This window comes from Bradyrhizobium sp. YR681 (assembly GCF_000282615.1).
GTDB lineage: Bacteria > Pseudomonadota > Alphaproteobacteria > Rhizobiales > Xanthobacteraceae > Bradyrhizobium.
In genome coordinates this window covers 1-24,024 of record NZ_AKIY01000007.1, presented here as the reverse complement: position 1 = coordinate 24,024, position 24,024 = coordinate 1, and the positions used below count along the sequence as shown (strand labels likewise).

Sequence of the window (24,024 nt, the reverse complement as noted above, 5' to 3'; positions counted from 1 at the left end):
CGACTCGAGGTCGCGATTGACTTCAGGAACTCCCCTGACAAAGATGTCGCGACACATCTGGAATCGTCGGCGGCTTAAATGCTTTGTTGTCTGGAGGCCTTTGTCGCCGCTGGATTTCGCGCAGGGCGCAGATGAGACGCCTTGTTCTGAAAATCATCCTGCGCCTTGGTCGCTACGCCGTTCTTCCGGTCGTGGCGCTGGCCTGCGCGATCCTGGCCGTCTGGCTGATGGCGCTGGATCGTTACACGATCGCGACGCTGGCGACGGCGCCGATCGTGTTCTCGATCTTCACGGCCGCGATGGCGGTCGCGATCGGCCTGCTGCTGCTGCCCGCGCCCAAGCATCGCAGTTTCGAGGCGAACGAGGAGGCCGCCCCGGGCCTCTGGGCGGCGTGGAAGGAGCTCGACCCGGACTTCGTCCGATCGAACCGCAGCCTGCGGATCGATACGGACTTCAACGCCTCGATCGGCGAGGTCAGCCGATATGCCGGGCTGTTCGGGCGGCAGGTCACGATGACCGTCGGCCTGCCGCTGCTGATCGTCCTCGACGAGCGCGCACTTCGCGCCATCATCGCCCATGAGGTGGCCCATGCCCGGCTCCGGCACACCTCGGGAAGCATCAACCTTGCGGATTTCATCGCAGCTTCCGAAAACGTGCTGTTCTACGCCGATCCGGACCGGACCATCACCGGACGCATTGCACGGGCCCTGCTCCACTCCCTGCTCGAATGGCTCGAGAGGGAATATCGCGCGCTGTCGCGGGAGAACGAGCTCAACGCCGATCTCGGCGCCGCCGAGCAGGTTGGGCGCGCCGAGATGGCGCGCGCGCTGGTTCTGACGGAGGCGTGCGGAACACGTCTTACCGATCTCATCTACGCCCCTCTGGAGAAGGAGGTCCTGGGCGCCGTCAATGCGCCGCGCCCGCCGCTCGCGCGCGTGTTCGAGCAGCTCGGGGACATCAGGGCGCCCGGGCCGATGAGTGCCGCCGCCGTCGCCGGCCTCACGCGCGAGCACGATCCGGACACGACGCATCCGCCGTTTGCAAGGCGGCTCGCCAATCTCGGATACGCCGATGTCCCCGATATCGGCGAGGCCGAGACCTCCGCCATCGAGCGGCTTCTCTCGCGGGATGCGGCAAGGGACATCGCTGCGCGCTTCGACGAGGACTGGCGGAAGAAGGCGCAGGCCTGGGTCACCGTCGGCAGGTGAGCGCCGTCAATTCGACGTCAGCGGCATCGGCATCGGCACGCGCTGCAGGTAGACCTCCGCGGTGCCGCTGTTGTTGCCGTAGTAACAATCGTAGGGACCGAGGAAGGGCAGAATCTGGATTGCATCGTTCAGATAAAGAAACAGCTCGCCTGACTCCGGCGCGATGAACTCCGCGACGAATTGCTCTGCAAATCCCTGCTGCTTCCAGGTCTCCTGGGCTGCGGGCAGGGCCGACGGATCGATCCGGTCGAACGCAAGCAGGCGACAGCCCGCGTTCCGATTCTTCTTCGTCATCTCAGCGGTCGGACTGTACTCCACGTGATCCGGAAGCTCCTTCTCGAGCTTCGGCGGGATCTTGCGCGGCGCCTCATCCGCCGGCATCTGGTTGACCGCCACGAGCGCAAGCTCGTCCGTCCCCCATTTGCCGATACGCGCGATCGGCTGAAACCAGTCGGCTCCGTACCATCGACGGACGGGCAGCGCGATCCCGTGCGCGCTGAGGAGCGGACGCTGGAAGCCGTTCGGCCCCGACATGATCGTACGATCGAACCAGGGCTCCTTCACCTTGATCAGGATGCGGTACTTGTAGCCTTTCTCGAGGAAGAGACCACTGCCCCAGCACATGGAGCTCGTCTCGAACAGCTTCTCTGCCTTCACCAGCTGTTCGGGGACGACCGTCTCGCCCGCGGTCGCGCACATGGGCGTATTGCGACCCGCGTACCAGTTGAACGCCGAGCGGCCGCTGGCGACGACGAGCACGGCGAAAAGGCCAAGCAGAAGCGTTCCCGGGAATATCCATGTCGAGAACAGCTTTGCCAGGCCATTGGAGACCGGGCCGAGGCGCCTTTTTCGGGCGAAGCTGCGCGATCCATCCTGCCCCTGCGGCATCATCGCCTTGCGTTCGTCGCCCGCGATCTTTCGATCAGGATGAATCCATGCGAGGCGCGCACGGGCGTGGATCCGGTCGCGCAGAGACGTCGCCCATTTCAGCGCGGCATAGATCAGGAGAGCGAGGACGATGGTCAGCAGCGGATATGTCCGCGCCGTATCGAGCCATACACCCGCGGCCGCGGGGACGAACGTCTTGACGATATCGAACGGAATCGCGAGCACGCGGGCGACCCTGTCGTTGCCCTCCTCCAATCCTCCGTAAAAGCGGCTCAGTCCGACCAGTTCAGCCAGATATCTCAGGCCTGCGACGATCTCTGCGGCAAGCTTCGGCCATGCGAGAACGACGGCCAGCAGAGCCAGCAGCACGAAATAGGAGACGCGGCGCCACCAGACGATGTCGAGCGTGAGTTGCACGATGCCGGAGTTCGGCGGCGGCAACTGCCGGACGGCTGCCTCTCCTGCGGCGGCGTTGTCCTGGCGGGCCTGGCTCGAAGCGGCCGGTGCTTGCCAGCTCGTCCGTACGCGGGCCCGCGCGGGCTCGGTCAGATCCGCCGTTTCGCCGGTCGTTCCCGGCAGCCAGACGCGCGCCTCCGCCGGAAGGGTGATCGGCGCGTAATTGTCGGAGCCGTGCAACATGCGCTGAACGACGCTGTGGTGGACCACCGGCGGTCCGCCATAGGCAGGGTCGTTCTCGATGGGCCGGGGACTGTAGCGATACATGATCGCGGCACCCGCCCGCGAATCATGCACCGGTCCGATCACCGACTGATACGCGCGGAAATAATCGATGCGGTTCGGCTGGAAACGCAAATCGTTCTCGACCTGACCGGCCATCCAGGTCAGCGGGACATAAGAGAGATTGCCGTCCGGATAACCACCACCGACATCGGAATGCACGCCTGCGAACCAGGCCTCCTTGATGCGTCCCCGTTTCCTCTGCTCCTCGTTCTCGTCGCTCTGATCGAAGCGGATCGGGTGAAAGGTGGTGCGCTCGTCATCGAGAGCCAGCGCATGGCGGATGCGCTTGATCTTCGCATGGGGCTTCCCGTTGCGGAACGAGATCGGCCATATCACGTAGTCGATCGCGACGCGAAGCTCTTCGATCGGCACCCCGAACGCCTCGACGGTATCGAAGACGCCGAGAAACTCGACGTGGACGTTGTCCCGCCTGCTTTCGGCGATCTGCTCCGGCGACACATCGGGGCCGGCGCTTGCGCGCATCTCGCGCTCGAGGCAATCGTCGGCCTCTTTGCGTTTTACCTGGACCTCGTCATACGATAGGTGCTTGAGAAGCTTCCCGATCGTCATTTGCCTGGCGAGCAGGATCGCATCGCGGATCCATCGTCCCACCAGCACGGTCGGCCACACCTGCCCCGATTTCACGCTCTTGCTGCGATAGGCGCGCCAGGCCGCCATCGCATTGCGCTCCATGTCGGCGTGCGAGACCCCCTCGCCGTCGATGGCGGCAGGGACGAGGCCTTCCGATGCGATCAATCCCGCGAGCGTGCGTGCCGTGAAGGCGCCCCGGCTGAATCCGAAGATGTAGATCTCGTCGCCGGGCTTCCAGGTCCAGCAAAGAAAGCGATAGAGAGTGCGAACGTTTGACGGAACGCCGATACCCGTGATCCCGTCGAGGATCGCGAACGGCTTCCAGCCGGCGGTGCCGACACCTTTGATGTAATAGGCAATCTGGTCCGGTTTGGTGCGGTCGAGCGCTTCGTAAAGCCGCCAGACGTTCGACTCCTGCGTCGAGAACGCGTTTCCCGTTCCGTCGGCGAAGACGACGATCTTGCGTCCGGATGGGGTGATCGCGGAGACGTCGGTCGCAGCCGTGCTCTCGCCGGCTGCTTCGCGAGATGGAAGAGTGGATTCGTGAGTCATTGCCCCTCGCGAATACGTCCGCATCGCGCGAGCAGTTCGATTCAGAGCACAGCGACACCACCGGGTCGACCGGCATCGTATGCACTTGCTCTCACGCGCCTGCTCGCCAGCCCTCGGCTTGCCGCGCCAAACGCTAGGTTGCGCCATCTTCCTCGTCAAGCACGACGTGTGCAGGACGCGCGACGCACCGCAACAACTGCCGATGGGTTCGCAGGCTCCGGACGGCGCTCGCTAGCCGAAAGACAAAGCCTTGTCCTGAAGCTGCGATCCGGTCACGGGAGCGATGCCGGTCTCGGCGTGATGAAATCGTCCAGGCGATCGGTCGCGGCAATCTTGATCCAGAATCGCGCGACACAAGTTTGAAGGCGGGGCAGCACAACGGCCCTGATCCCTGGCCTTCCAGCCAGCGCGCACTGAGTCTCGTCGTCGCCGACGCCGAGCACCGATATCGTGCAAGACCGGAAAATGGCGCGCCCGGAACGATTCGAACGTCCGACCCTCAGATTCGTAGTCTGATGCTCTATCCAGCTGAGCTACGGGCGCGTTTTTCGCGAACAGTGCGGGCTTTGGCCCGCAGGCAGCCTCCGGACAGCGCCGGAGGGGTGCGAAAGAGCGCTCTGACTAACCGCTCTTGTCGCGGTTGGCAAGGTCTGGGATGGGGAGATTTTCGCGTATTTCCACCTCACCGTCGTCATTCCGGGATGGCCCGCAGGACCAGGCCCGGAATGACGGATGGGTAGGCAAAGCTAGTGGAAACGTCGGCCTTTGACCGACCTACGCCCGCTGCCGCTCGTTGCGGATGGAGAGGAGTTCCACGGGGCGGTCGGGGATGACGATCCGGAAGGTGGCGCCGAGAGTGCCTTCGACCAGATGGATGTCGCCGCCATGGGCGCGGACCAGTTCGGCCGCAATGGCAAGGCCAAGTCCGCTGCCGCCGGGGCGCCCCGACGTCTGGAACGCCTCGAACAGGTGATCCCGGGTCTTCTGGGGCACGCCCGGGCCGGTGTCGGAGACCTCGAGGATGGCAACGGCGCCTTCGCGCTTGCCCGTGATCCGGATCTGCTGCGCGCCGCCCTCGGCCGAGGCATGGCTTTCCAGCGCCTGGGCGGCGTTGCGGACGAGATTGAGCAGCACGCGGAACAGCTGGTCCGGGTCGGCATCGACCGCGAGCCCGCGCTCGATCGCGGCGACCCAGGCGATCGAGGCGTCGCTGGCAAGGCCCGCGGTCTCGCGCACCTCCAGCACCACGGGCTCGATCATGATCATGCGGCGGTCGGGCGCGGCCTCCTGGGCGCGGCCATAGGACAGCGTCGACTGGCAGAAGGCGATGGCGCGCTCGAGCGAGCGCACCAGCTTTGGCGCAAAGCGCTGCACCCGCGGGTCCGGCACGCTGGCGAGCTGATCTGACAGGAGCTGCGCCGAGGCCAGCAGATTGCGCAGATCGTGGTTGATCTTGGACACCGCGAGGCCGAGCGCGGCAAGGCGGCTCTTCTGATGCAGCATCGACATCAGGTCGCGCTGCATGTCGGACAATTCGCGTTCGGCCACGCCGATCTCGTCGCTGCGCTGGCTCGGCACGATGATCCGGGCCGCGCTTTCGGGGTTTTCGTGGAAGCCGACCAGGCTGGCGGTGAGCCGCCGCATCGGCCGCACGAAGAGATAGTGGAGCGCGAGATAGACCAGGCCCGCGGTCAGCACCCCGATGATCAGCGCGACCACCACGACATTGCGGGAGAAGCGGTACATCGACTGCCGCAGCGGCAGTTCGTCGGTGACGATTTCGACGAACTGGGCGTTGCCGACGCCGGGGCCGACGATGCGGATCGGCTGGTTGCCGGTCTCCAGCATCATCTGGAACGAGCCGGTAATCGCCTCCCACACGGTCATGTCGCGCAGGTCGACATCGTGCTCGATCGCGGAGGGCAAATTGTCGCTGGCGAGCAGCCGGCGCTGCTGCCCCATCTTGATGGCGACGGCGCGGGCATTGATGCTTTTCAGGATCTCGCGCGACAGCGAATCGGGGACCATGCCGAGCGGCGCGGCGTCCAGCACCAGCGCCGCCGTATTGGCCGCCGCGACGCGGTCGTTGAGCCGGTTGACCCAGAAGTTGGCGATGGCGGGGACGTAAAGCAGGATCGCTGCGATCATCACCAGGGGGACGGTGAGCAGCAGCAGCTTGCCTGACAGCCCCAGCCCGGCAGGACCGCGCGGCCGCATCGCCGGCGGGTCCGGCTGATCCGTATCCTGGATCGGCTGGAGGTCTGTCGCTGCCACGAAATTCGTCCTCGCTGAATTTGCCCGGTGAACGATCTGGCGGGTGAAGGATGCGGCCCGCCCCCGGTCCGGTCAAATTACGGATCGCTAATCTGCCAAGGTGGGATGTAAGCGCTGATAGGACGAGTCGCCACCTCATGGGTTAAAAACCCCGCTCAAACAGCGATATTCACGGGAATCGTGCGTTCTTGCGACGTTGACGAAAACCAGACGCTCCCTTATAAGCCGGCCAAATTGTCCGCGATGACCCGGTGTGACGCCGGGAGCGGCTCTCTTGGGGCCGAAATGGCCCGTTTTGGGCCGCGTCTTCCGGACTTTCCATCAATTCTACAGGCAAATTGCCCGGTCAGCGGAGAAAAACCCGTGAAGCGGACTTATCAACCCAGCAAACTGGTGCGCAAGCGCCGTCACGGTTTCCGTGCCCGTCTCGCGACCGCCGGCGGCCGCAAGGTTCTCGCCGCCCGCCGCGCCCGCGGCCGCAAGCGTCTGAGCGCCTGAGCCGGACCCCCATTTTTGGGATTTCATCATGGATCGGCTGAGGCAGCGGGCGGATTTCCTCGCCGTTGCCAATGGCGCGCGGGCGAATAGTCCCGCGTTCGTCCTGCAAAGCCTTGACCGCCGACGCCTTGACCGCGACGACGGCGGCCCGATCCGGATCGGCTTCACCGTTACCAAAAAGAACGGCAACGCCCCCCAGCGCAATCGCATCCGGCGCCGGCTTCGCGAACTGGTGAAGCGGCTCGACCCGGTGTCGATGCAGCCCCATCATGATTATGTCCTGGTCGGCCGAAGGGACGCGCTATCGCGCGACTTCGCCACCATGCTCGACGATCTGCGCATAGCGTTCACCAAGCCCGCACGGCATACGCCCAAGGTCATCGACAAGCGATCCGGCAAGGGATCGACCGAGGGACAGCCGAAGGGACGCGGCCAGAGGCCCAGCCCCGCTCCTGCTGCCAGCCGCAAACCCGATTGATGACGAGACATTAGAAGATGACCGACAATCGCAACACCATCCTCGCCGTCATTCTGTCGGGCCTCGTCCTGATCGCCTGGCAATATTTCTACAACGTGCCGGCGATGGAGAAGCAGCGCGCCCAGCAGCAGGCGGCCGAACTGCAGCAGAAGACCACGCCGCAGCCGACGGCGTCCGCAACGCCCGGCACCACGCCGCAGGCCGGCGCGGCCCAACCGTCGACACCGGGCGCGAGCCAGCAGGCCCAGCCGGTCGTTGCCCGCGACACCGCGATTGCCGCCAGCCCGCGCGTGAAGATCGACACGCCGCGGCTGACCGGCAGCGTCTCGCTGAAGGGCGGCCGCATCGACGACCTCGCACTGGTGCAGTACCGCGAAACGGTCGACCCGAAATCGCCGGCGATCATCCTCTATTCGCCCTCGGGCACGGCAGAGCCCTATTACGCCGAGTTCGGCTGGGTGGCGGCAACCGGCGTAACGTCGAAGATGCCCGATGCCCAGACCGTCTGGCAGCAGGACGGCAGCGGCAGCCTGACGCCGACGACGCCGGCGGTGCTGAAATGGGACAATGGCGAGGGCCTCACCTTCCGCCGCACCATCGCGGTCGACGATCATTATCTCTTCACCATCAAGGACGAGGTGAGCAACGTCGGCAATTCGCCGGTTACGCTCTATCCGTTCGCACTGATCTCGCGCCACGGCACGCCGCAGGTCTCGGGCTACTACATCCTGCACGAAGGCCTGATCGGCTATCTCGATGGCCTGCAGGAATACGCCTACAAGAAGATCGACGAAGCCAAGACGGTGAACTTCAAGGCCACCAATGGCTGGCTCGGCATGACCGACAAGTACTGGGCCTCGGCGCTGCTGCCTGATACCAGCGCGCAGCTCCAGGCGCGCTTCTCGTCGAACCCGGTCGGCAACGTCCACACCTACCAGACCGACTATCTTCTCGACCCCGTCACCGTCGCGATCGGCGGCACCGCGACCGCAAACGCGCGGCTGTTCGCCGGTGCCAAGGAAGCCGGCGTCGTCGGCGTGTTCCCGTTCGCCGGCCTCGGCGGCTACAACAAGGAGCTGGGGCTGAACCATTTCGATCTCTTGATCGACTGGGGCTGGTTCTATTTCATCACCAAGCCGATGTTCCTCGGCCTCGACTTCTTCTACCGCTTCTTCGGCAATTTCGGCATCTCGATCCTGCTCGTGACCGTGATCGTGAAGCTGTTGTTCTTCCCGCTGGCGAACAAGTCCTACGCCTCGATGGCGAAGATGAAGTCGGTCCAGCCGCAGCTTCAGGCGCTGAAGGAGCGCTATCCCGACGACAAGGTGAAGCAGCAGCAGGAGATGATGGAGATCTACCGCAAGGAGAAGATCAACCCGGTCGCCGGCTGTCTTCCCGTGGTGATCCAGATCCCGGTGTTCTTCTCGCTCTACAAGGTGCTGTTCGTCACCATCGAGATGCGGCACGCGCCGTTCTTCGGCTGGATCAAGGACCTCTCCGCGCCCGATCCGACCAATCTGTTCACCCTGTTCGGGCTGATCCCGTTCGACCCAACCACGATTCCGCTGTTCGGCCACTACCTCGCGCTCGGCATCTGGCCGATCATCATGGGCATCACGATGTGGTTCCAGATGAAGCTGAACCCGACGCCGCCGGATCCGACCCAGCAGCTCATCTTCAACTGGATGCCGCTGATCTTCACCTTCATGCTGGCGGGCTTCCCCGCAGGTCTCGTGATCTACTGGGCCTGGAACAACACGCTCTCGGTGCTGCAGCAGAGCTTCATCATGCGCCGCAACGGCGTGAAGGTGGAGCTGTTCGACAATCTCAAGGCGACGTTCGCGAAGAAGGCGACGTAGGCCTTTCCGTCATTGCGAGGAGCGAAGCGACGAAGCAATCCAGACTGTTTCCGCGGAGGCACTCTGGATTGCTTCGCTGCGCTCGCAATGACGGACTAAACAACTGAAAGCCTTCGCATGACCGACGACAAAGATGCGAAGCTGATCGAGGCCGGGCGAAAACTGTTCGCGCGCGACTGGCAGTTCATCTGGGCTTCGCCCTCGATTGCGACGCTGCCGCCGATGGATGGGCTGGAGATCGCCTTTGCCGGCCGCTCCAATGTCGGCAAGTCCAGCCTGATCAACGCGCTGACGGGACGCAATGCGCTGGCGCGCACCTCGCACACGCCCGGCCGCACCCAGGAACTGATCTTCTTCGAGGTCCCCGGGAAAAATGACCTGCGCCTCGTCGACATGCCCGGCTACGGCTACGCCAAGGCGCCCAAGAGCCAGGTCGCATCCTGGACCGAGTTGATCCACACATTCCTGCTCGGCCGCGCCTCGCTCGCGCGGGTCTATGTGCTGGTCGACGCGCGGCACGGGCTGAAGGATGTCGACCTCGAGATTCTGAAGACGCTCGACCGCTCCGCCGTGAGTTACCAGGTCGTGCTGACCAAGGCCGACCAGGTGAAGGCCACCGAACTCGAGTCGCGCATCGCCGAGACCGAGGCGGCGCTGGCCAAACATCCGGCCGCGTTCCCGAACGTGCTCGCGACCTCCTCGCGCAGCTCGGCCGGCATGGAGAGCTTGCGCGCCGCAATGGCCAAGCTCCTGGAAGAGCGAAGCAAGTGATGGCCCGCCTGCTGATTGGGCTTGCCGGTTTGATGGGCGCCGCCGGCGTCGCGCTGGCCGCGGCCTCCGCCCATGGCGGCGATGCCAGCCGGCTTGCCTCGGCGAGCGCCATGCTGCTGTTTCATGCAACTGCCATACTTGCAGGCGTCGCGCTGCTCGCGCGCGGCCTTCTGCACGGCGGAATTGGCCTCATGGCGGCTTTTGGCTTCGTGACCGGCGCCGCGCTGTTCGCGGGCGACCTCACCTTGCGGCAATATGCGGGGCACGCGTTGTTTCCGTATGCGGCGCCGACGGGCGGGACGGTGATGATTTTGAGCTGGCTGGCGGTGACGCTGGCGGCGGTGGCGGCGAAGCGCGGTCCGTAGACCGTAGCCCGGATGGAGCGCAGCGCAATCCGGGGCCGAATTCGCGGATAGATTCCCGGATTACGCTGCGCTCCATCCGGGCTACGTCGGCATGCCAGCCACACTTTGCGCTGCCCCCGCCAATCAGATAGAACGCGGCCCGAGTATCCCGCCAGCGAGATCCGCGACATGACCGAAATCTCCCCGCTCGACCAGGCCCGCATCCTGTCCGAAGCGCTGCCGCACATGCAGCAGTATGACGAAGAAACCATCGTCATCAAATATGGCGGCCATGCCATGGGCGACGAAGAGACCGCGAAGAACTTTGCCCGCGACATCGTGCTGCTGGAGCAGACTGCGATCAATCCGGTGGTGGTGCATGGCGGCGGGCCGCAGATCGCGACCATGCTCAAGCGTCTCGGCATCCAGTCGGAATTCGCCGCGGGCCTGCGCATCACCGATGCCGCGACCATCGAGATCGTCGAGATGGTGCTGGCCGGCTCCGTCAACAAGCAGATCGTCGGCTACATCAACGAAGCCGGCGGCAAGGCCGTGGGGCTGTCCGGCAAGGACGCCAACATGGTGAAGGCGTCGAAGACGACGCGCTCCATCGTCGATCCGGACTCGCATATCGAGAAGGCGGTCGATCTCGGCTTCGTCGGCGATCCTGAAAAGGTCGATCTCACGCTGCTCAACCAGCTGATCGGCTACGAGCTGATCCCGGTGCTGGCGCCGCTTGCGACCTCCAAGGAAGGCCAGACGCTGAACGTCAACGCCGACACCTTTGCCGGTGCCGTCGCCGGCGCGCTGAAGGCCAAGCGCCTCCTGCTGCTCACCGACGTGCCCGGCGTGCTTGACAAGTCGAAGAAGCTGATCCCGCAGCTGTCGGTGAAGGACGCGCGAAAACTGATCGCCGACGGCACCATTTCCGGCGGCATGATCCCGAAGGTCGAGACCTGCATCTACGCGCTCGAACAGGGCGTCGAGGGCGTCGTCATCATCGACGGCAAGATGCAGCACGCGGTGCTGCTCGAGCTCTTCACCAACACGGGCACGGGGACGCTGATCCACAAGTGAGGCGCGAGCGGACAAAGAGCGGCGGCATGGCCGGGCAAGAGCGGCGACACCGCCGCTCGGCCCTGACGCGCTTCCTGATGACGCTGCCGGCCGCAGCCGTCTCGTTTGTCTTCTCCTCCGCGCCGGCCTTGGCCGACCTCAAGATCTGCAACCGCATGTCCTATGTCGTCGAGGCCGCGATCGGCATCGACGACAAGGCCGCGACAGCGACGCGCGGCTGGTTCAGGATCGATCCCGCCACCTGCCGCGTGGTGGTGCAGGGCACGCTCTCCGCCGACCGCATCCTGCTCAATGCCCGCGCGCTCGGCGTCTATGGCGCCTCCCCGATCCCGCAGAACGGCAGCGACACGCTGTGCGTGGCGCAGGACAATTTCGTCATCGCGGCGGCGCGGCAGTGCCGCAGCGGCCAGACCCAGGCCGCCTTCACGCAGGTGACGCCGACGCAGGGCGACGACGGCAACCTCATCGCCTATCTCGCCGAGGATTCCGAATATGACGACGAGCAGGCGCGCCTTGCCGGCATCCAGCGCCTGCTGGTGATCATCGGTTACGACGTCGGCGCGATCGACGGCGTCGACGGACCGAAGACTCAAGGCGCACTGGCCGCATTCCTGAAGAGCCGCGGCCTGCCGTCCGATGCCGTGTCGTCGCCGAACTTCTTCAAGACCATGGTCGATGCGACACAGACGCCGTCACCAAGCGGCCTGACCTGGTGCAACGACACGCCGCACAAGGTGATGGCGGCCATCGCCACCGACGACGGCAAGTCCGTGACCAGCCGCGGCTGGTACCGGATCGATCCCGGCAAGTGCCTGCATCCCGACGTGACCGGCCAGCCGAAGCAGATCTTCAGCTTCGCGGAGGCGATCGATGCCGACAACCGCGCCATCAAGCTGAAGGACAAGCCGCTGAGCTGGGGCGGCGACAAGCAGCTCTGCACGCGCGAGACGAAGTTCGAGACCGTTGAGCAGACCGATTGTCCCGCGCGCGGATTCGCGGCGACGGGTTTTGGCCCGGTGGACATGTCTAGCGGCGGCAAGACGCTGCGGTTTGCGATGCCGTGATTGAGAGAGTTTTGATGAAATCCCCCCGCACCTTCGCCCATGTCGAGACCTGGGTGTTCGACCTCGACAACACGCTCTATCCGCATCACGTCAATCTGTGGCAGCAGGTCGATGCGCGGATCGGCGAGTTCGTCTGCAACTGGCTGAACGTGGAGCCGGCCGAAGCGCGCAGGATCCAGAAGGACTATTATCTGCGCTTCGGCACCACCATGCGCGGCATGATGACCCTGCACGACGTGCGCGCCGACGACTACCTCGCCTACGTCCACAAGATCGACCATTCGCCGCTGGAGCCGAACCCGGCGCTCGGCGCGGCCATCGCAAAGCTGCCGGGACGAAAACTGATCCTGACCAACGGCTCGGTCGATCATGTCGATGCGGTGCTGGCGCGGCTCGGTCTGGGAGCGCATTTCGACGGCGTGTTCGACATCATCGCGGCCGGGTTCGAGCCGAAGCCGGCGCCGCAGACCTATCGGAAATTTCTCTCGGACCATTCGGTCGATCCGACCCAGGCGGCAATGTTCGAAGACCTCGCCCGCAACCTCACCGTCCCGCACGAGCTCGGCATGACCACGGTGCTGGTGGTGCCAGACGGCACCAAGGAAGTGGTGCGCGAGGATTGGGAACTGGCGGGCCGGGATGCGGCCTATGTCGACCACGTCACGGACGATCTGGCGGGATTTTTGGGCGAGCTATTTCGGTAGGCCCGTAGCCCGGATGGAGCGCAGCGTAATCCGGGGCCCCTCGCCGCGGAGAGACTTTCCCGGATGCGCTGCGCTCCATCCGGGCTACAGGGCCGCGCTTGTCCGGGACGACGGCGGAGTATGCCTTGACTCCGTCCCTCCAAATCCCGAAAAAGCGCTCCAATTCACACGAAACCACGCCTTCCCGAGAGGAAATCCCGATGTCCCTCCAAGCCCTCGAATCCACCATCAACAGCGCCTTCGACGCGCGTGACGGCATCTCGACCTCGACCAAGGGCGAGGTGCGCGAGGCCGTGGAGCAGGCGCTGGAGACCCTGGACAAGGGCGAGGCCCGCGTCGCCGAGCGCGGCGCCGACGGCAAGTGGAAGGTCAATCAGTGGCTGAAGAAGGCGGTGCTGCTGTCGTTCCGCCTCAACGACATGGATGTCATTGGCGGCGGTCCCGGCAAGGCGAGCTGGTGGGACAAGGTGCCCTCGAAGTTCGAGGGCTGGGGCCCGAACCGCTTTCGCGATGCCGGTTTCCGCGCCGTGCCGGGCGCGGTCGTCCGCCGCTCGGCCTTCATCGCCAAGAACGTCGTGCTGATGCCGTCCTTCGTCAATCTCGGCGCCTATGTCGATGAGAGCACCATGGTCGACACCTGGGCCACCGTCGGCTCCTGCGCGCAGATCGGCAAGCGCGTGCACATCTCCGGCGGCGCCGGCATCGGCGGCGTGCTCGAGCCGCTGCAGGCCGAGCCCGTGATCATCGAGGACGACTGCTTCATCGGCGCGCGCTCGGAGGTCGCCGAAGGCGTGATCGTGCGCAAGGGCGCGGTGCTGGCGATGGGCGTGTTCCTGGGCGCCTCGACCAAGATCGTCGACCGCGACACCGGCGAGATCTTCATCGGCGAGGTGCCGGAGTATTCGGTAGTGGTGCCCGGCGCCCTGCCCGGCAAGCCCATGAAGAACGGCCAGATCGGCCCGAGCACCGCCTGCGCCGTGATCGTCAAGCGCGTCGACGAGCGCACGCGCTCCAAGACCAGCATCAACGAGCTGCTGCGGGACTGATCTGAGCCGCGAACGACATGCCCTAACCGTCACCCTGAGGTGGCCGCCTCTTCGGCGGCCCTCGAAGGGCGACGGCCCGGCGGCATCTCGGCCGTCCATCCTTCGAGGCCCCCCGCACGGCGCGCTGCGCCGCGCGGCTCGCACCAGGATGACGGGTTTAGGACTGCATCGAACCCACCCTCCCCCCATCGCGACCAATTTCCGGGCGGCTGCCCCCGTCTGGAGCCTTTCGCATGGACTGGACCTGGTACCTCTTCCGCTTCGACGGCCGCATCAACCGCGCCCTGCTGTGGCAGGCGCTGCTGATCGTCGCGGTGCTGGCGGCCCTGCTCGGCGTGATCGGTCAGGTCATCCGCCTCATCGACGCCGAGGGGGCGTTGAAGCTGTCCCTGAAGCTCGATTTCGACTTCGGCCTCGACGACCTGTTCAAGCTGGCCGACCCGCGGGCGTTTCCCTCGCTGACGTCTCTTGACCGCACCAACCTGATCCTCAAGGCGTTCGGCTTGTCACTGTTCCTCTGGATCTACCTCGCGACCGCGATCAAGCGGCTGCATGATCGCGACAAGCGCGGCTGGTGGATCGTTCCGTTCTTCTTCCTTCCCGGCCTCTACAACCAGTTCTCGGACCTGCTGCCCGACTCCACATGGATGCTTGCATTCTGGCTGGTCGCGACGATCCTGTGGCTGTGGGGGTTTGTCGAGATGTTCTGCGTAGCCGGCAGCGCGGGCGATAACCGGTTTGGTCCCGATCCACTGGCCGGGACGGAGGACGGCCCGTCCCCTGCAAAAAGCTGGGAGCAGCAGAGCGAGCTCGAATTGGTGCCGCCCAGCGCTAGCCCACCCGGCGGCATGCATGTTAAGCGGGGCGCATGACCGATGCTCTTTCCATTGCCCGCGATCTCATCCGCTGCCCCTCGGTAACCCCGGCCGACGCCGGTGCGCTCGGGGTGCTTGAAACAGCCCTCAGCGCCGCGGGCTTCACCTGCCACCGCGTGACGTTCAGCGAGCCCGGCACCGCCGACGTCGACAATCTCTACGCGCGGATCGGCACCGAAGGCCCGCACATCACCTTTGCCGGCCACACCGACGTGGTGCCGCCCGGCGACGAGAGTGCCTGGAGCGTCGGCGCGTTCTCCGGCGAGGTAAAGGACGGCTTTCTGCACGGCCGCGGCGCGGTCGACATGAAGGGCGGCATCGCCTGCTCGGTCGCCGCCGTGCTGGAGCATCTCGCCGTCAATGGCGGCAAGCCGCGTGCAGACGGAAACGGCTCGATCTCGTTCCTGATCACCGGCGACGAGGAAGACGTCTCCATCAACGGCACCATCAAGCTGTTGAAATGGGCCGCCGAGCGCGGCGAGACATTCGATCATTGCGTGCTGGGCGAGCCGTCCAATGTCGAGACGCTCGGCGACACCATCAAGGTCGGCCGCCGCGGCTCGCAGTCCGGCACGCTTTACGTCGACGGCGTGCAGGGCCATGTCGCCTATCCCCACCGCGCCTCCAATCCGGTGCCTGATATCTCGCGGCTGATCGTGGCGATCAGCGACGAGCCGCTCGACCATGGCAGCGCGCAGTTCCAGGCCTCCAATCTCGAATTCACCTCGGTCGACGTCGGTAACAAGGCGAGCAACGTCATCCCCGGCGAGGCCCGCGCAAAATTCAACATCCGCTACAACGACAACCACACCCAGGCGAGCCTGCGTGAGCTGGTCGAGACGCGGCTGGCAAAAGCCTGCGGCAACCGCATCAAGGCCCGCATCGTCTGGGAGCCCTCGAACTCGAACGTGTTCGTAACCAAGCCGGGCCCGTTCACCGACCTTGCGGTCTCCGCGATCGAGGAAGTGACGGGGCGGAAGCCGGAGCTGTCGACATCAGGCGGCACGTCGGATGCACGCTTCATCTCGAGCTATTGCCCGGTGATCGAGTTCGGGCTGGTGGGACAGACCATGCACCAGGTCAACGAGCGCGTGCCGGTGGTGGATCTGGAGAAGCTGACGCAGGTGTATCGCGGGATACTGACGCGGTATTTTGGGTAGGGCGCTAATGCCGCCGCCTCGTCCTCCGCTGTCATTGCCCGCGAAGGCGGGCAATCCAGTAATCCGAGACAGCACTGATTGAACCGAGGCGCCGCGGCGTACTGGATTCCCCGCCTTCGCGGGGAATGACAGTGGTGGGCGGAGCGAGAGCTCCGACCCGCACGGCCTCTCTAATAATCCACCTGCATGAGATACAGCCCGTCCGGCGGCGCGACGATGCCGCAGGCGGCGCGGTTGCGGGCTTCCAGCGCCGCGGAGAGATCGTCGGCGGTCCAGCGGCCTTCGCCGACCCAGACCAGCGATCCCACCATCGAGCGCACCTGGCTGTGCAGGAACGAGCGCGCCGAGGTGATGATCGTGATCTCGCGGCCATCGCGCAGCACGTCGAGCTGGTCGAGCGTCTTCTCCGGCGACTTGGCTTGGCACTCGGCGTCGCGAAACGTCGTAAAATCGTGCTTGCCGAGCAGGCGCTGTGCGGCCGCATGCATCGCGTCGCTGTCGAGACGGCGCGGCACGCGCCAGGCGTGGCCGATGTCGAGCGCGAGATTGGCGCGGGTGTTGACCACACGGTAGCGGTAGTGACGCTTGACCGCCGAGAAGCGCGCTTCAAAACTATCAGCCACGATCTCGGCCTCGAGCACCGCGATCGGATGCGGGCGCAGATGCGCGTTGAGCCCGTCGCGAAAACGGCCCGGCGGAAACTGTTTCTCGATGTCGACATGCGCGACCTGGCCGCGCGCATGCACGCCGGCATCGGTGCGGCCGGCGCCATGCACGCGCAGATTCGCGCCGGTCATCGCCTTCACCGCCGCCTCCAGCGCGCCCTGCACGGAGGGCAGCGTGTCCTGCACCTGCCAGCCGAAGAACGGTGCGCCGTCATATTCGATGGTGAGCTTGTAGCGGGGCATCTCAATCCGGGTGGTGTCATCATCCGCGAAGGCGGATGATCCAGTACTCCGAGACATCTCTATTCAGCCGAGAGGCCTCGGCGTACTGGATACCCCGCCTTCGCGGGGTATGACAGTGTCAGGTGAATTTGGCGCCCGCTTTCAACGGCACGCCCCGCAGGAAGTCCACGGCCTGCATCCGCGCCTTGCCCTCGCGCTGGAGCTCGAGGATGCGGATCGCGCCGTCGCCGCAGGCGATGGTGAGCTGGTCATCGAGCACCTCGCCCGGGGTGCCCGAGCCTTTCGCCAGCTCGCAGCGCAGGATTTTCACGCGCGCATTCTCAAGCTCGGCCCAGGCACCGGGAAACGGCGACAGGCCGTGGATGTGGCGCAGCACATCGCGCGCGGGCTTGGTCCAGTGGATGCGCGCCTCGGCCTTGTCGATCTTGGCGGCATAAGTGACGCCATCCTCGCTCTGCTTCTTGAGCTGAAGCCCGCCGCGGTCGAGCGCAGCCATCGCGCGCACCATCAGATCGGCACCCAGGCGCGAGAGGCGATCGTGCAGGTCGAGCGCGGTCATGGTGTCGGTAATGGCGAGGCGCTCGGCCATGGCGACGTCGCCGGTGTCGAGGCCGACATCCATCTTCATCACCATCACGCCGCTCTCGGCATCGCCGGCCATGATCGCGCGGTTGATGGGGGCGGCACCGCGCCAGCGCGGTAGGAGCGAGGCGTGCAGATTGTAGCAGCCAAGCTTTGGCGCATCGAGGATCGCCTGCGGCAGGATCATGCCATAGGCGACGACGACGGCGGCATCCGCGTCAAAGGCGCGAAACTCGTCCTGCGCCTCCGGCGTCTTCAACGTCTTCGGCGTCAGCACGGGAATGCCAAGTCTTCGCGCGGCTTCCTCGACCGGGGTCGGCTGCAATTGCAGGCCGCGCCGCCCCCCCGGCTTCGGCGCACGGGTGTAGACGGCCACGATCTCGTGGCCGTGCGAGACCAGCTCGAGCAGCGTCGGCACGGAGAAATCGGGCGTGCCCATGAAGATCAGGCGGAGAGGCATCGACGGAGAACCTTACTCCGCGCGCTTGGCGGCTTTCTCGAACTTCTTGATGACGCGGTCACGCTTCAGCTTCGACAGATAGTCGACGAACAGCACGCCGTTGAGATGGTCGATCTCGTGCTGGATGCAGGTAGCGTAGAGGCCTTCGGCATCCTCCTCGTGCACCTTGCCGTCGAGATCCGTGAAGCGCACGCGCACCTTGGCGGGCCGCTCGACCTCCTCGTAATATTCGGGGATCGACAGGCAACCCTCCTCGTAGACCGACAACTCCTCCGACGAGGCGATGATCTCGGGGTTGATGAAGACGCGTGGAAGCGGCGTGGTCTCGCCGCTCTCGTCGGGCTTGGCGAGGTCCATGGTGATCAGCCGCAACGGCTGCGCGATCTGGATCGCGGCCAGGCCAATGCCGGGCGCATCGTACATGGTCTCTAGCATGTCGTCGGCAAGCTTGCGGATCTCCGACGTGACCTTCTCGATCGGCTTGGAGACCAGACGCAGCTGCCTGTCGGGGAGGATGATGATTTCTCTGAGGGCCATGGCCGCGATTTAAGCCGCATGCCGGATGCGGTCAATGCGGCTGCGGAACCCCGTTAACCCTCCGCTAACCATAAAACTTCAGGTTTCGTTAACCATAAAAATTAACGGGGCATTTACCGGAAATGTTCGCTATTCGTTCGTGTCGACGGCCGAATCGGCTAGAAGGGCAGGCATGAACGAGATCATTTTCATGGCTGGCGACTGGCCGGTGCGCATCGTCGATGCGCTGGTCGGCTTCGGCGCCCTGGTCCTCATCCTGTTGCTGGTCATCGCCGTGGTGATCGCACGCTCGGGCCGGCGCGGCGCGGAACTCGCGATGGCGAATGCCATCCGCGCCGACGAGCTCGAGGAACGCCTCAGCCAGGTCCTCCACGCCCAGAGCGAGGCCGCCGGCCGCGCCGACGCCATGACCCAGGCGCTGGCCGGCCGCCAGGCCGAGATGGCCCGCGCGGTCAACGAGCGGCTGGATTCGGTCACTCATCGGGTCGGCCAGTCCATGGAGCACTCGACCCGCAACACCATGGAGAGCCTGCACGCGCTGCACGAGCGGCTCGGCATCATCGACAACGCGCACAAGAACCTCACCGACCTCACCACGCAGGTCACCACCTTGCGCGATGTGCTCGCCAACAAGCAGTCGCGCGGCGCCTTCGGCCAGGCGCGGATGGAGGCGATCGTCCAGGACGGACTGCCGAAGGGCGCCTACGAATTCCAGTTCACGCTCTCGACGGGAAAACGCCCGGACTGCGTCGTGTTCCTGCCCGACCAGCGCCCGCTCTGCATCGACGCGAAATTTCCGTTGGAGGCGATGACCGCGCTGCACGACGCCCGCACCGACGAGGAGAAGCGCGTCGCCACGCAGCGGCTGCGCGGCGACGTGATGAAACATGTCAGCGACATCGCGGAAAAATATCTCGTCACCGGCGAGACCCAGGAGATGGCGCTGATGTTCGTGCCGTCGGAATCGGTCTACGCCGAGATCCATGACGGCTTCGACGACGTGATCCAGAAGGCCTATCGCTCCCGCGTGGTGCTGGTATCGCCCTCGCTGCTGATGCTCGCGATCCAGGTGATGCAGCAGATCATGAAGGACGCGCGCATGCGCGATGCCGCCGACCAGATCCAGACCGAAGTGATCAAGCTCGGCGACGATCTCGGCCGCCTGCGCGACCGCGTGCTGAAATTGCAGAAGCACTTTGCCGACGCCAACGAGGACGTTCGCCAGATCCTAATCTCCGCCGACAAGATCGAGAAGCGCGCCGGACGGATCGAGGAGCTGGACTTCAGCAAGACCGATGCGCCGGAAGCCCCGCACCTGGTGACGACGGGTGCGGCAGAGCTGTTTCCAAGGAAGCTTCAGGCGGGGGAGTAGAATTTAGGGCACACCGTCATGCCCCGCGAAGGCGGGGCATCCAGTATGCCGCAGCGGTAGTGGTTCAAACCGAAACGCTGGTGAGTACTGGATCGTCCGCCTTCGCGGACGATGACAGCGGAGGGAGAGGCGGCGGATGGGCACGCGGTGCTACTACGTCTACATCCTAGCCAGCAAAATTGGCGGCACGCTTTACATTGGCGTGACCAATGACCTCATTCGCCGAGTGGCGGAGCACAAGTCAAAACTCATCGAGAGCTTCACGGAAAAGTACGACGTGGCAAGGCTCGTCTATTTTGAACAGTTCGACGATCCAGAGAACGCGATCAAGCGGGAGAAGCGTCTTAAAAAGTGGAATAGGGCCTGGAAGGTCCGATTGATCGAGAAGAACAACCCGAATTGGGATGATCTTTATTCAGGGATAGCCGGGCCACCATGATGGTGTCATACCCCGAGAAGGCGGGGTATCCAGTACGCCGCGGCGGTTGTGGTTGAATCGAGACGCCGGCGGGTACTGGATCGTCCGCCTTCGCGGACGATGACACCGAGAAGGCGACGACACCTCCCTAGCCACCCCCAGAATCTGCTAACACCGCCCCATGACCGCACCCGACGCGACGTCCCCCGCCGCTACTCCCGCCCCTGCCACCTCCTGGCGCGACAGTCTTGCCGTGTACCTGCAACCGCGGGTGCTGATGGTGCTGTTCCTCGGCTTCTCCTCCGGGCTGCCGCTCGCGCTGTCGGGCTCGACGCTGCTGGTGTGGATGCGCGAGGCGGGTGTCGATCTCAAGACCATCGGGCTGTTTGCGCTGGTCGGCACGCCCTACACGCTGAAATTTCTGTGGGCGCCGCTGGTGGATGCGCTGCATGTGCCGCTGTTCACGCGCGCGTTCGGACGGCGGCGCGGCTGGCTGCTGTTCTCGCAATTGCTGCTGATCGTCGCGATCCTGCTGCTCGCGCTCACCGACCCCGCGCGCTCGCCGTTCTATGTCGCGCTGGGCGCGCTGCTGGTGGCGACGATGTCCTCGACGCAGGACATCGTGGTCGATGCCTTCCGCGTCGAGAGCCTGCCCGAGAGCGAGCAGGCAGCCGGCATGGCCGCTTATGTCGCGGCCTATCGCATCGGCATGCTGGTCTCGACCGCGGGCGCGCTGTTCATCGTCTCGGGCTTCGAGGACACCGGCATCCCGCGCCAATCAGCCTGGATGTGGGGCTATGTGGTGATGGCGGCGATGGTGCTGATCGGAACCATCACGGCGCTGGCCGCGACCGAACCCGAGCAATCGGTGCGAGCCGAGGCGGCGACGCAGGAAGAGAGCGCGTTCACACGCGTGCTGCACGCGGCGATCGGCGCCTTCTCGGAATTCCTGTCGCGCAAGGACGCGCTCGCCGCGCTCGCCTTCGTCGTGCTGTTCAAGTTCACCGACGCCTTCTCGGGCACGATGACCGCGCCGTTCGTGATCGACCTCGGCTTTACCCGAAACGATTATGCGGCGATCGTGAAGGGCGTTGGCCTCGCCGCGACGCTGATCGGCGGCTTCGCCGGCGGCTTTGTCGCACGGCGTTACCCGCTGGCGACCTCGCTCTGGATCGGCGGCGTGGTGCAGGCGCTCGCCAACCTCACCTTCTCCTGGCTCGCGGTGGTCGGCACCAATCAATGGGCGCTGGCGCTCGCCATCTGCGCCGAGAACTTCACCAGCGCCATCGGCACCGTGATCTTCGTCGCCTATCTCTCCGCGCTGTGCCAGAACCCGCTGCACACCGCGACGCAATATGCGCTGCTCACCGCGCTCGCCGCGGTGGGACGGACGTACCTGTCATCGGGAGCCGGCTTCGTGGCCGATAGCACCGGCTGGGCGCTGTTCTTCGTGATCTGCGTGCTGGTGGCGATCCCGAGCCTGGTGCTGCTGGCCTGGCTGCAGAAGCGCGGGCATTTCGAGACGCTGGGGCCGGTCAGGGTGTAGGACAACACGCGCCACATCCTCGGTGCCATAGGGTGGGCAAAGCGAAGCGTGCCACCATCACGCCATGAATTGGAAACAGGTCGTGGGCACGGCGCGGTGCGCCTTTGCCCACCCTACGGCAGCTTGTCGTGGGGCGTCGTCGTCGCCCTACTGCTTCTTGATGATGCTCCACTTCGTCACCACGGCTTCGCTCATCTGGCCGGGATCGCTGGCGCAGGCGACTTCGTCGACCTTGACCGAGATTTCCTTGCCGACGAACGATTTCAGCTGCGTGGCCTGCGCGTCGCTGGAGGTGACGAGCTGGAACGTCTCGGGCCCGGTCTCGAGATTGCACAGCCCGTTCGGCGCCGGCAGGCGGCGCGGCTCGGAGGTGATCTGGTAGGTCGCGATCCTCTTGCCGGCATTCTTGACGTCGCGCACCTTCAATGCCGTCAGTTCGCCCGACAGCACCTCGCCGGTGTTGATCGGCTTGCCGGGCTTGGGCGCCGGCAGCGCCGCGTCGTCCTGCTGCGCCGAGATGGCCGGCGTCGCCACCAGCAGCATCGTCGCGACCAAAGCCAATCGAGTGGCGAATCGTTTCGTCATGTCGTCCGTTCCGTCAGGTCTGTAGGAAAACTAGAACAGGGTCCGCTGCCGCATCGCGGCCGATAGCGTCCCTTCGTCGAGATAATCAAGCTCGCCACCGACGGGCACACCATGGGCGAGCCGGGTTACTTTGACGTTGGCGTCCTGAAGCAGGTCGGTGATGTAATGCGCCGTGGTCTGGCCGTCCACCGTCGCATTCAGCGCCAGGATGATTTCGTGCACCTCGGCCGCATGCGCGCGCGCGACCAGCGCGTCGATGGTGAGGTCCTGAGGGCCGACGCCGTCGAGCGGCGACAAGGTCGCGCCCAGCACGTGATAGCGCCCCTGGGTCGCATTGGCGCGTTCCAGCGCCCACAGATCGGCAACGTCGGCAACCACGACGATGATGGCGCCATCGCGCTTGGGATCGGTGCAGACCGTGCAGGGATTTTGCGTGTCGATGTTGCCGCAGGTCTTGCAGACCTGAACCTTGTCCAGCGCGACCTGCATCGCCGATGACAGCGGCATCATCAGCGCCTCGCGCTTCTTGATCAGGTGCAGCGCGGCGCGCCGCGCCGAGCGCGGACCGAGGCCCGGCAGCCGCGCGAGAAGCTGGACCAGCCGCTCGATTTCGGGACCTGCAACCGCGCCCATCTTATTGGCCGAACAGCCCCGGCGGCAGGCCGAGCCCGCCGGTGAGCGACTGCATCTTTTCCTGCACCGCCGTTTCCGCCTTGCGGCGGGCATCGCCGAGCGCGGTGACGAGCAGGTCTTCCAGCACCTCGCGCTCTTCCGGCTTCATCAGCGATGGATCGATCTTGATGCCCTTGACGTCCATCTTGGCGGTCATGCGCACGGCGACGAGACCGCCGCCGGAGATGCCTTCGACCTCAACATTGGCGAGCGCGTCCTGCATCTCCTGCATCTTGGTTTGCAGCTGCGCCGCCTGCTTCATCATGCCGAGAAAATCAGCCATAGCTCGCGTGTCCTTGAAAAGATCGGCTCAGAGATCGTCGTCGGCTTCGGAACCGTCGGGCGGATCGTCACTGCCATAGTCGGCATTCATATTGGATTCCGGCGTCTCGGGCGCAAGCCTGCGGACCTCGACGACCTTCGCACCCGGAAACCGCGACAGCACCTCCTGCACGCGTGCATCGGCCTCAGCGGAGCGCGCATGTTCCTGCTTCGCCGCCTGGTTCACCGAACGCAGCGTCGGCTGGCCCTGCTCGTTGGAGACGATCACGGTCCAGCGCCGGCCGGTCCACTGCTCGAATTTTCGCGCGAGCTCGGTGATCATGGTCTTGGAGGCGTTCGGCTCGAGCGCCACCTCGAGCCGGCCCTCCTCGAAACGAACGAGGCGCATGTCCGCTTCGAGCGCGGCCTTGGTCATGAGGTCGCGCTTCTGCCCGGCGAGTGCGACGAGCTGGCTGAAGCTGGTGACGCGCAATTGTGGGGCCGCAGCCTGCGGATCCGGCGCGGGCGCCGCCATCTGCGGGCGGGCGCCGCC

General features: G+C 65.1%; 23 protein-coding genes, 1 tRNA gene and 1 pseudogene. 15 read left to right on the top strand and 10 right to left on the bottom strand.

What is annotated here, in order from left to right:
• The first annotated feature begins 131 nt into the window (after positions 1-131).
• Positions 132-1,208 (top strand): M48 family metallopeptidase, encoded by a 1,077-nt coding sequence (locus PMI42_RS37720; RefSeq protein ID WP_008129506.1) that lies wholly within the window; start codon positions 132-134, stop codon positions 1,206-1,208.
• Positions 1,209-1,214: 6 nt separating this feature from the next.
• On the opposite strand, the gene PMI42_RS00455 is transcribed toward PMI42_RS37720, so the two are convergent.
• From PMI42_RS00455 to PMI42_RS00445, 3 genes are all read right to left on the bottom strand, one after another.
• Entirely contained in the window at positions 1,215-3,980 is a 2,766-nt protein-coding gene (locus PMI42_RS00455) for a T6SS phospholipase effector Tle1-like catalytic domain-containing protein (RefSeq protein ID WP_008129505.1), read from the bottom strand.
• A 466-nt stretch (positions 3,981-4,446) separates the two neighbouring features.
• Positions 4,447-4,523, bottom strand: a tRNA-Arg gene (locus PMI42_RS00450).
• 231 nt (positions 4,524-4,754) lie between these two features.
• The gene (locus tag PMI42_RS00445; protein ID WP_008129504.1) at positions 4,755-6,254 is read right to left on the bottom strand and encodes a sensor histidine kinase; all 1,500 of its coding nucleotides are present in this window, start codon (positions 6,252-6,254) and stop codon (positions 4,755-4,757) included.
• A gap of 363 nt (positions 6,255-6,617) precedes the next feature.
• Here PMI42_RS00445 and rpmH point away from each other — a divergent pair, with 363 nt between their 5' ends.
• The 11 genes from rpmH (at position 6,618) to dapE (ending at position 16,130) form a co-directional block, all read left to right on the top strand.
• Entirely contained in the window at positions 6,618-6,752 is a 135-nt protein-coding gene (rpmH, locus tag PMI42_RS37715; protein WP_008542748.1) for a 50S ribosomal protein L34, read from the top strand.
• A gap of 28 nt (positions 6,753-6,780) precedes the next feature.
• On the top strand, positions 6,781-7,230 hold the full coding sequence (rnpA, locus tag PMI42_RS00435; protein WP_008129503.1) for a ribonuclease P protein component: 450 nt from the start codon (positions 6,781-6,783) through the stop codon (positions 7,228-7,230).
• A 17-nt stretch (positions 7,231-7,247) separates the two neighbouring features.
• The gene (gene yidC / locus PMI42_RS00430; RefSeq protein ID WP_008129501.1) at positions 7,248-9,089 is read left to right on the top strand and encodes a membrane protein insertase YidC; all 1,842 of its coding nucleotides are present in this window, start codon (positions 7,248-7,250) and stop codon (positions 9,087-9,089) included.
• A gap of 117 nt (positions 9,090-9,206) precedes the next feature.
• Positions 9,207-9,860 carry a ribosome biogenesis GTP-binding protein YihA/YsxC gene (gene yihA, locus PMI42_RS00425; RefSeq protein ID WP_008129498.1) on the top strand — a complete coding sequence of 218 codons (654 nt, stop codon included), beginning with the start codon at positions 9,207-9,209 and terminating at the stop codon, positions 9,858-9,860.
• Positions 9,860-10,225, top strand: coding sequence for a DUF423 domain-containing protein (locus PMI42_RS00420; RefSeq protein ID WP_008129496.1), 366 nt, complete (start codon positions 9,860-9,862; stop codon positions 10,223-10,225). The genes yihA and PMI42_RS00420 overlap by 1 nt, the downstream gene beginning before the upstream one ends.
• Before the next feature lie 168 nt (positions 10,226-10,393).
• Positions 10,394-11,281: an acetylglutamate kinase gene (gene argB, locus PMI42_RS00415; protein ID WP_008129494.1), complete on the top strand. Its 888-nt coding sequence runs from the start codon at positions 10,394-10,396 to the stop codon at positions 11,279-11,281.
• A 77-nt stretch (positions 11,282-11,358) separates the two neighbouring features.
• Positions 11,359-12,345 carry a DUF1036 domain-containing protein gene (locus PMI42_RS00410; RefSeq protein WP_035964133.1) on the top strand — a complete coding sequence of 329 codons (987 nt, stop codon included), beginning with the start codon at positions 11,359-11,361 and terminating at the stop codon, positions 12,343-12,345.
• Positions 12,346-12,359: 14 nt separating this feature from the next.
• The gene (locus tag PMI42_RS00405; RefSeq protein WP_008129489.1) at positions 12,360-13,049 is read left to right on the top strand and encodes a pyrimidine 5'-nucleotidase; all 690 of its coding nucleotides are present in this window, start codon (positions 12,360-12,362) and stop codon (positions 13,047-13,049) included.
• 200 nt (positions 13,050-13,249) lie between these two features.
• Positions 13,250-14,095: a 2,3,4,5-tetrahydropyridine-2,6-dicarboxylate N-succinyltransferase gene (dapD, locus tag PMI42_RS00400; RefSeq protein ID WP_008129487.1), complete on the top strand. Its 846-nt coding sequence runs from the start codon at positions 13,250-13,252 to the stop codon at positions 14,093-14,095.
• 233 nt (positions 14,096-14,328) lie between these two features.
• Complete coding sequence (locus PMI42_RS00395) at positions 14,329-14,967, top strand: DUF805 domain-containing protein (RefSeq protein WP_008129484.1); 639 nt, start codon at positions 14,329-14,331, stop codon at positions 14,965-14,967.
• Positions 14,964-16,130, top strand: a complete 1,167-nt coding sequence (dapE, locus tag PMI42_RS00390; protein WP_008129483.1) for a succinyl-diaminopimelate desuccinylase — start codon at positions 14,964-14,966, stop codon at positions 16,128-16,130. The genes PMI42_RS00395 and dapE overlap by 4 nt, the downstream gene beginning before the upstream one ends.
• A gap of 170 nt (positions 16,131-16,300) precedes the next feature.
• Here the strand turns inward: dapE and truA are convergent, their stop codons facing one another.
• The 3 genes from truA to def all read right to left on the bottom strand — a co-directional run bounded on the left by truA (position 16,301) and on the right by def (position 18,617).
• Positions 16,301-17,038 (bottom strand): tRNA pseudouridine(38-40) synthase TruA, encoded by a 738-nt coding sequence (gene truA / locus PMI42_RS00385; protein WP_008129481.1) that lies wholly within the window; start codon positions 17,036-17,038, stop codon positions 16,301-16,303.
• 118 nt (positions 17,039-17,156) lie between these two features.
• Positions 17,157-18,080 carry a methionyl-tRNA formyltransferase gene (gene fmt / locus PMI42_RS00380; RefSeq protein WP_008129478.1) on the bottom strand — a complete coding sequence of 308 codons (924 nt, stop codon included), beginning with the start codon at positions 18,078-18,080 and terminating at the stop codon, positions 17,157-17,159.
• Positions 18,081-18,092: 12 nt separating this feature from the next.
• Positions 18,093-18,617, bottom strand: a complete 525-nt coding sequence (gene def, locus PMI42_RS00375; RefSeq protein ID WP_008129476.1) for a peptide deformylase — start codon at positions 18,615-18,617, stop codon at positions 18,093-18,095.
• A 172-nt stretch (positions 18,618-18,789) separates the two neighbouring features.
• Between def and PMI42_RS00370 the strand changes: the two genes are divergently transcribed.
• From PMI42_RS00370 to PMI42_RS00360, 3 genes are all read left to right on the top strand, one after another.
• Positions 18,790-19,989 (top strand): DNA recombination protein RmuC, encoded by a 1,200-nt coding sequence (locus tag PMI42_RS00370; RefSeq protein ID WP_008129474.1) that lies wholly within the window; start codon positions 18,790-18,792, stop codon positions 19,987-19,989.
• A gap of 136 nt (positions 19,990-20,125) precedes the next feature.
• A complete protein-coding gene (locus tag PMI42_RS00365) occupies positions 20,126-20,428 on the top strand; it encodes a GIY-YIG nuclease family protein (protein WP_008129472.1) in 303 nt (100 codons plus the stop codon).
• A gap of 160 nt (positions 20,429-20,588) precedes the next feature.
• Positions 20,589-21,953 carry an AmpG family muropeptide MFS transporter gene (locus PMI42_RS00360; RefSeq protein ID WP_008129471.1) on the top strand — a complete coding sequence of 455 codons (1,365 nt, stop codon included), beginning with the start codon at positions 20,589-20,591 and terminating at the stop codon, positions 21,951-21,953.
• 147 nt (positions 21,954-22,100) lie between these two features.
• Here PMI42_RS00360 and PMI42_RS00355 read toward each other — a convergent pair whose 3' ends face one another.
• From PMI42_RS00355 to PMI42_RS00340, 4 genes and pseudogenes are all read right to left on the bottom strand, one after another.
• Positions 22,101-22,538 carry a hypothetical protein gene (locus PMI42_RS00355; RefSeq protein ID WP_008129469.1) on the bottom strand — a complete coding sequence of 146 codons (438 nt, stop codon included), beginning with the start codon at positions 22,536-22,538 and terminating at the stop codon, positions 22,101-22,103.
• Positions 22,539-22,568: 30 nt separating this feature from the next.
• Positions 22,569-23,171: a recombination mediator RecR gene (gene recR, locus PMI42_RS00350; protein WP_008129467.1), complete on the bottom strand. Its 603-nt coding sequence runs from the start codon at positions 23,169-23,171 to the stop codon at positions 22,569-22,571.
• A 1-nt stretch (position 23,172) separates the two neighbouring features.
• Positions 23,173-23,493, bottom strand: a complete 321-nt coding sequence (locus PMI42_RS00345; protein WP_008129465.1) for a YbaB/EbfC family nucleoid-associated protein — start codon at positions 23,491-23,493, stop codon at positions 23,173-23,175.
• 27 nt (positions 23,494-23,520) lie between these two features.
• Positions 23,521-24,024: pseudogene (locus PMI42_RS00340) on the bottom strand (DNA polymerase III subunit gamma/tau); the annotation flags it as partial.

What these genes read in the sequence shown, in the direction of transcription:
- PMI42_RS00420 (WP_008129496.1), top strand. Translation starts at nt 9,860, where the DNA reads ATGGCCCGCCTGCTGATTGGGCTTGCCGGTTTGATGGGCGCCGCCGGC.
- PMI42_RS00405 (WP_008129489.1), top strand. Translation starts at nt 12,360, where the DNA reads ATGAAATCCCCCCGCACCTTCGCCCATGTCGAGACCTGGGTGTTCGAC.
- PMI42_RS00455 (WP_008129505.1), bottom strand. Translation starts at nt 3,980, where the DNA reads ATGACTCACGAATCCACTCTTCCATCTCGCGAAGCAGCCGGCGAGAGC.
- def (WP_008129476.1), bottom strand. Translation starts at nt 18,617, where the DNA reads ATGGCCCTCAGAGAAATCATCATCCTCCCCGACAGGCAGCTGCGTCTG.
- fmt (WP_008129478.1), bottom strand. Translation starts at nt 18,080, where the DNA reads ATGCCTCTCCGCCTGATCTTCATGGGCACGCCCGATTTCTCCGTGCCG.
- PMI42_RS00395 (WP_008129484.1), top strand. Translation starts at nt 14,329, where the DNA reads ATGGACTGGACCTGGTACCTCTTCCGCTTCGACGGCCGCATCAACCGC.
- PMI42_RS00365 (WP_008129472.1), top strand. Translation starts at nt 20,126, where the DNA reads ATGGGCACGCGGTGCTACTACGTCTACATCCTAGCCAGCAAAATTGGC.
- rnpA (WP_008129503.1), top strand. Translation starts at nt 6,781, where the DNA reads ATGGATCGGCTGAGGCAGCGGGCGGATTTCCTCGCCGTTGCCAATGGC.
- PMI42_RS00370 (WP_008129474.1), top strand. Translation starts at nt 18,790, where the DNA reads ATGAACGAGATCATTTTCATGGCTGGCGACTGGCCGGTGCGCATCGTC.
- truA (WP_008129481.1), bottom strand. Translation starts at nt 17,038, where the DNA reads ATGCCCCGCTACAAGCTCACCATCGAATATGACGGCGCACCGTTCTTC.
- PMI42_RS37720 (WP_008129506.1), top strand. Translation starts at nt 132, where the DNA reads ATGAGACGCCTTGTTCTGAAAATCATCCTGCGCCTTGGTCGCTACGCC.
- argB (WP_008129494.1), top strand. Translation starts at nt 10,394, where the DNA reads ATGACCGAAATCTCCCCGCTCGACCAGGCCCGCATCCTGTCCGAAGCG.
- PMI42_RS00345 (WP_008129465.1), bottom strand. Translation starts at nt 23,493, where the DNA reads ATGGCTGATTTTCTCGGCATGATGAAGCAGGCGGCGCAGCTGCAAACC.
- recR (WP_008129467.1), bottom strand. Translation starts at nt 23,171, where the DNA reads ATGGGCGCGGTTGCAGGTCCCGAAATCGAGCGGCTGGTCCAGCTTCTC.
- yihA (WP_008129498.1), top strand. Translation starts at nt 9,207, where the DNA reads ATGACCGACGACAAAGATGCGAAGCTGATCGAGGCCGGGCGAAAACTG.
- PMI42_RS00355 (WP_008129469.1), bottom strand. Translation starts at nt 22,538, where the DNA reads ATGACGAAACGATTCGCCACTCGATTGGCTTTGGTCGCGACGATGCTG.
- PMI42_RS00410 (WP_035964133.1), top strand. Translation starts at nt 11,359, where the DNA reads ATGACGCTGCCGGCCGCAGCCGTCTCGTTTGTCTTCTCCTCCGCGCCG.
- yidC (WP_008129501.1), top strand. Translation starts at nt 7,248, where the DNA reads ATGACCGACAATCGCAACACCATCCTCGCCGTCATTCTGTCGGGCCTC.
- PMI42_RS00360 (WP_008129471.1), top strand. Translation starts at nt 20,589, where the DNA reads ATGACCGCACCCGACGCGACGTCCCCCGCCGCTACTCCCGCCCCTGCC.
- dapE (WP_008129483.1), top strand. Translation starts at nt 14,964, where the DNA reads ATGACCGATGCTCTTTCCATTGCCCGCGATCTCATCCGCTGCCCCTCG.
- dapD (WP_008129487.1), top strand. Translation starts at nt 13,250, where the DNA reads ATGTCCCTCCAAGCCCTCGAATCCACCATCAACAGCGCCTTCGACGCG.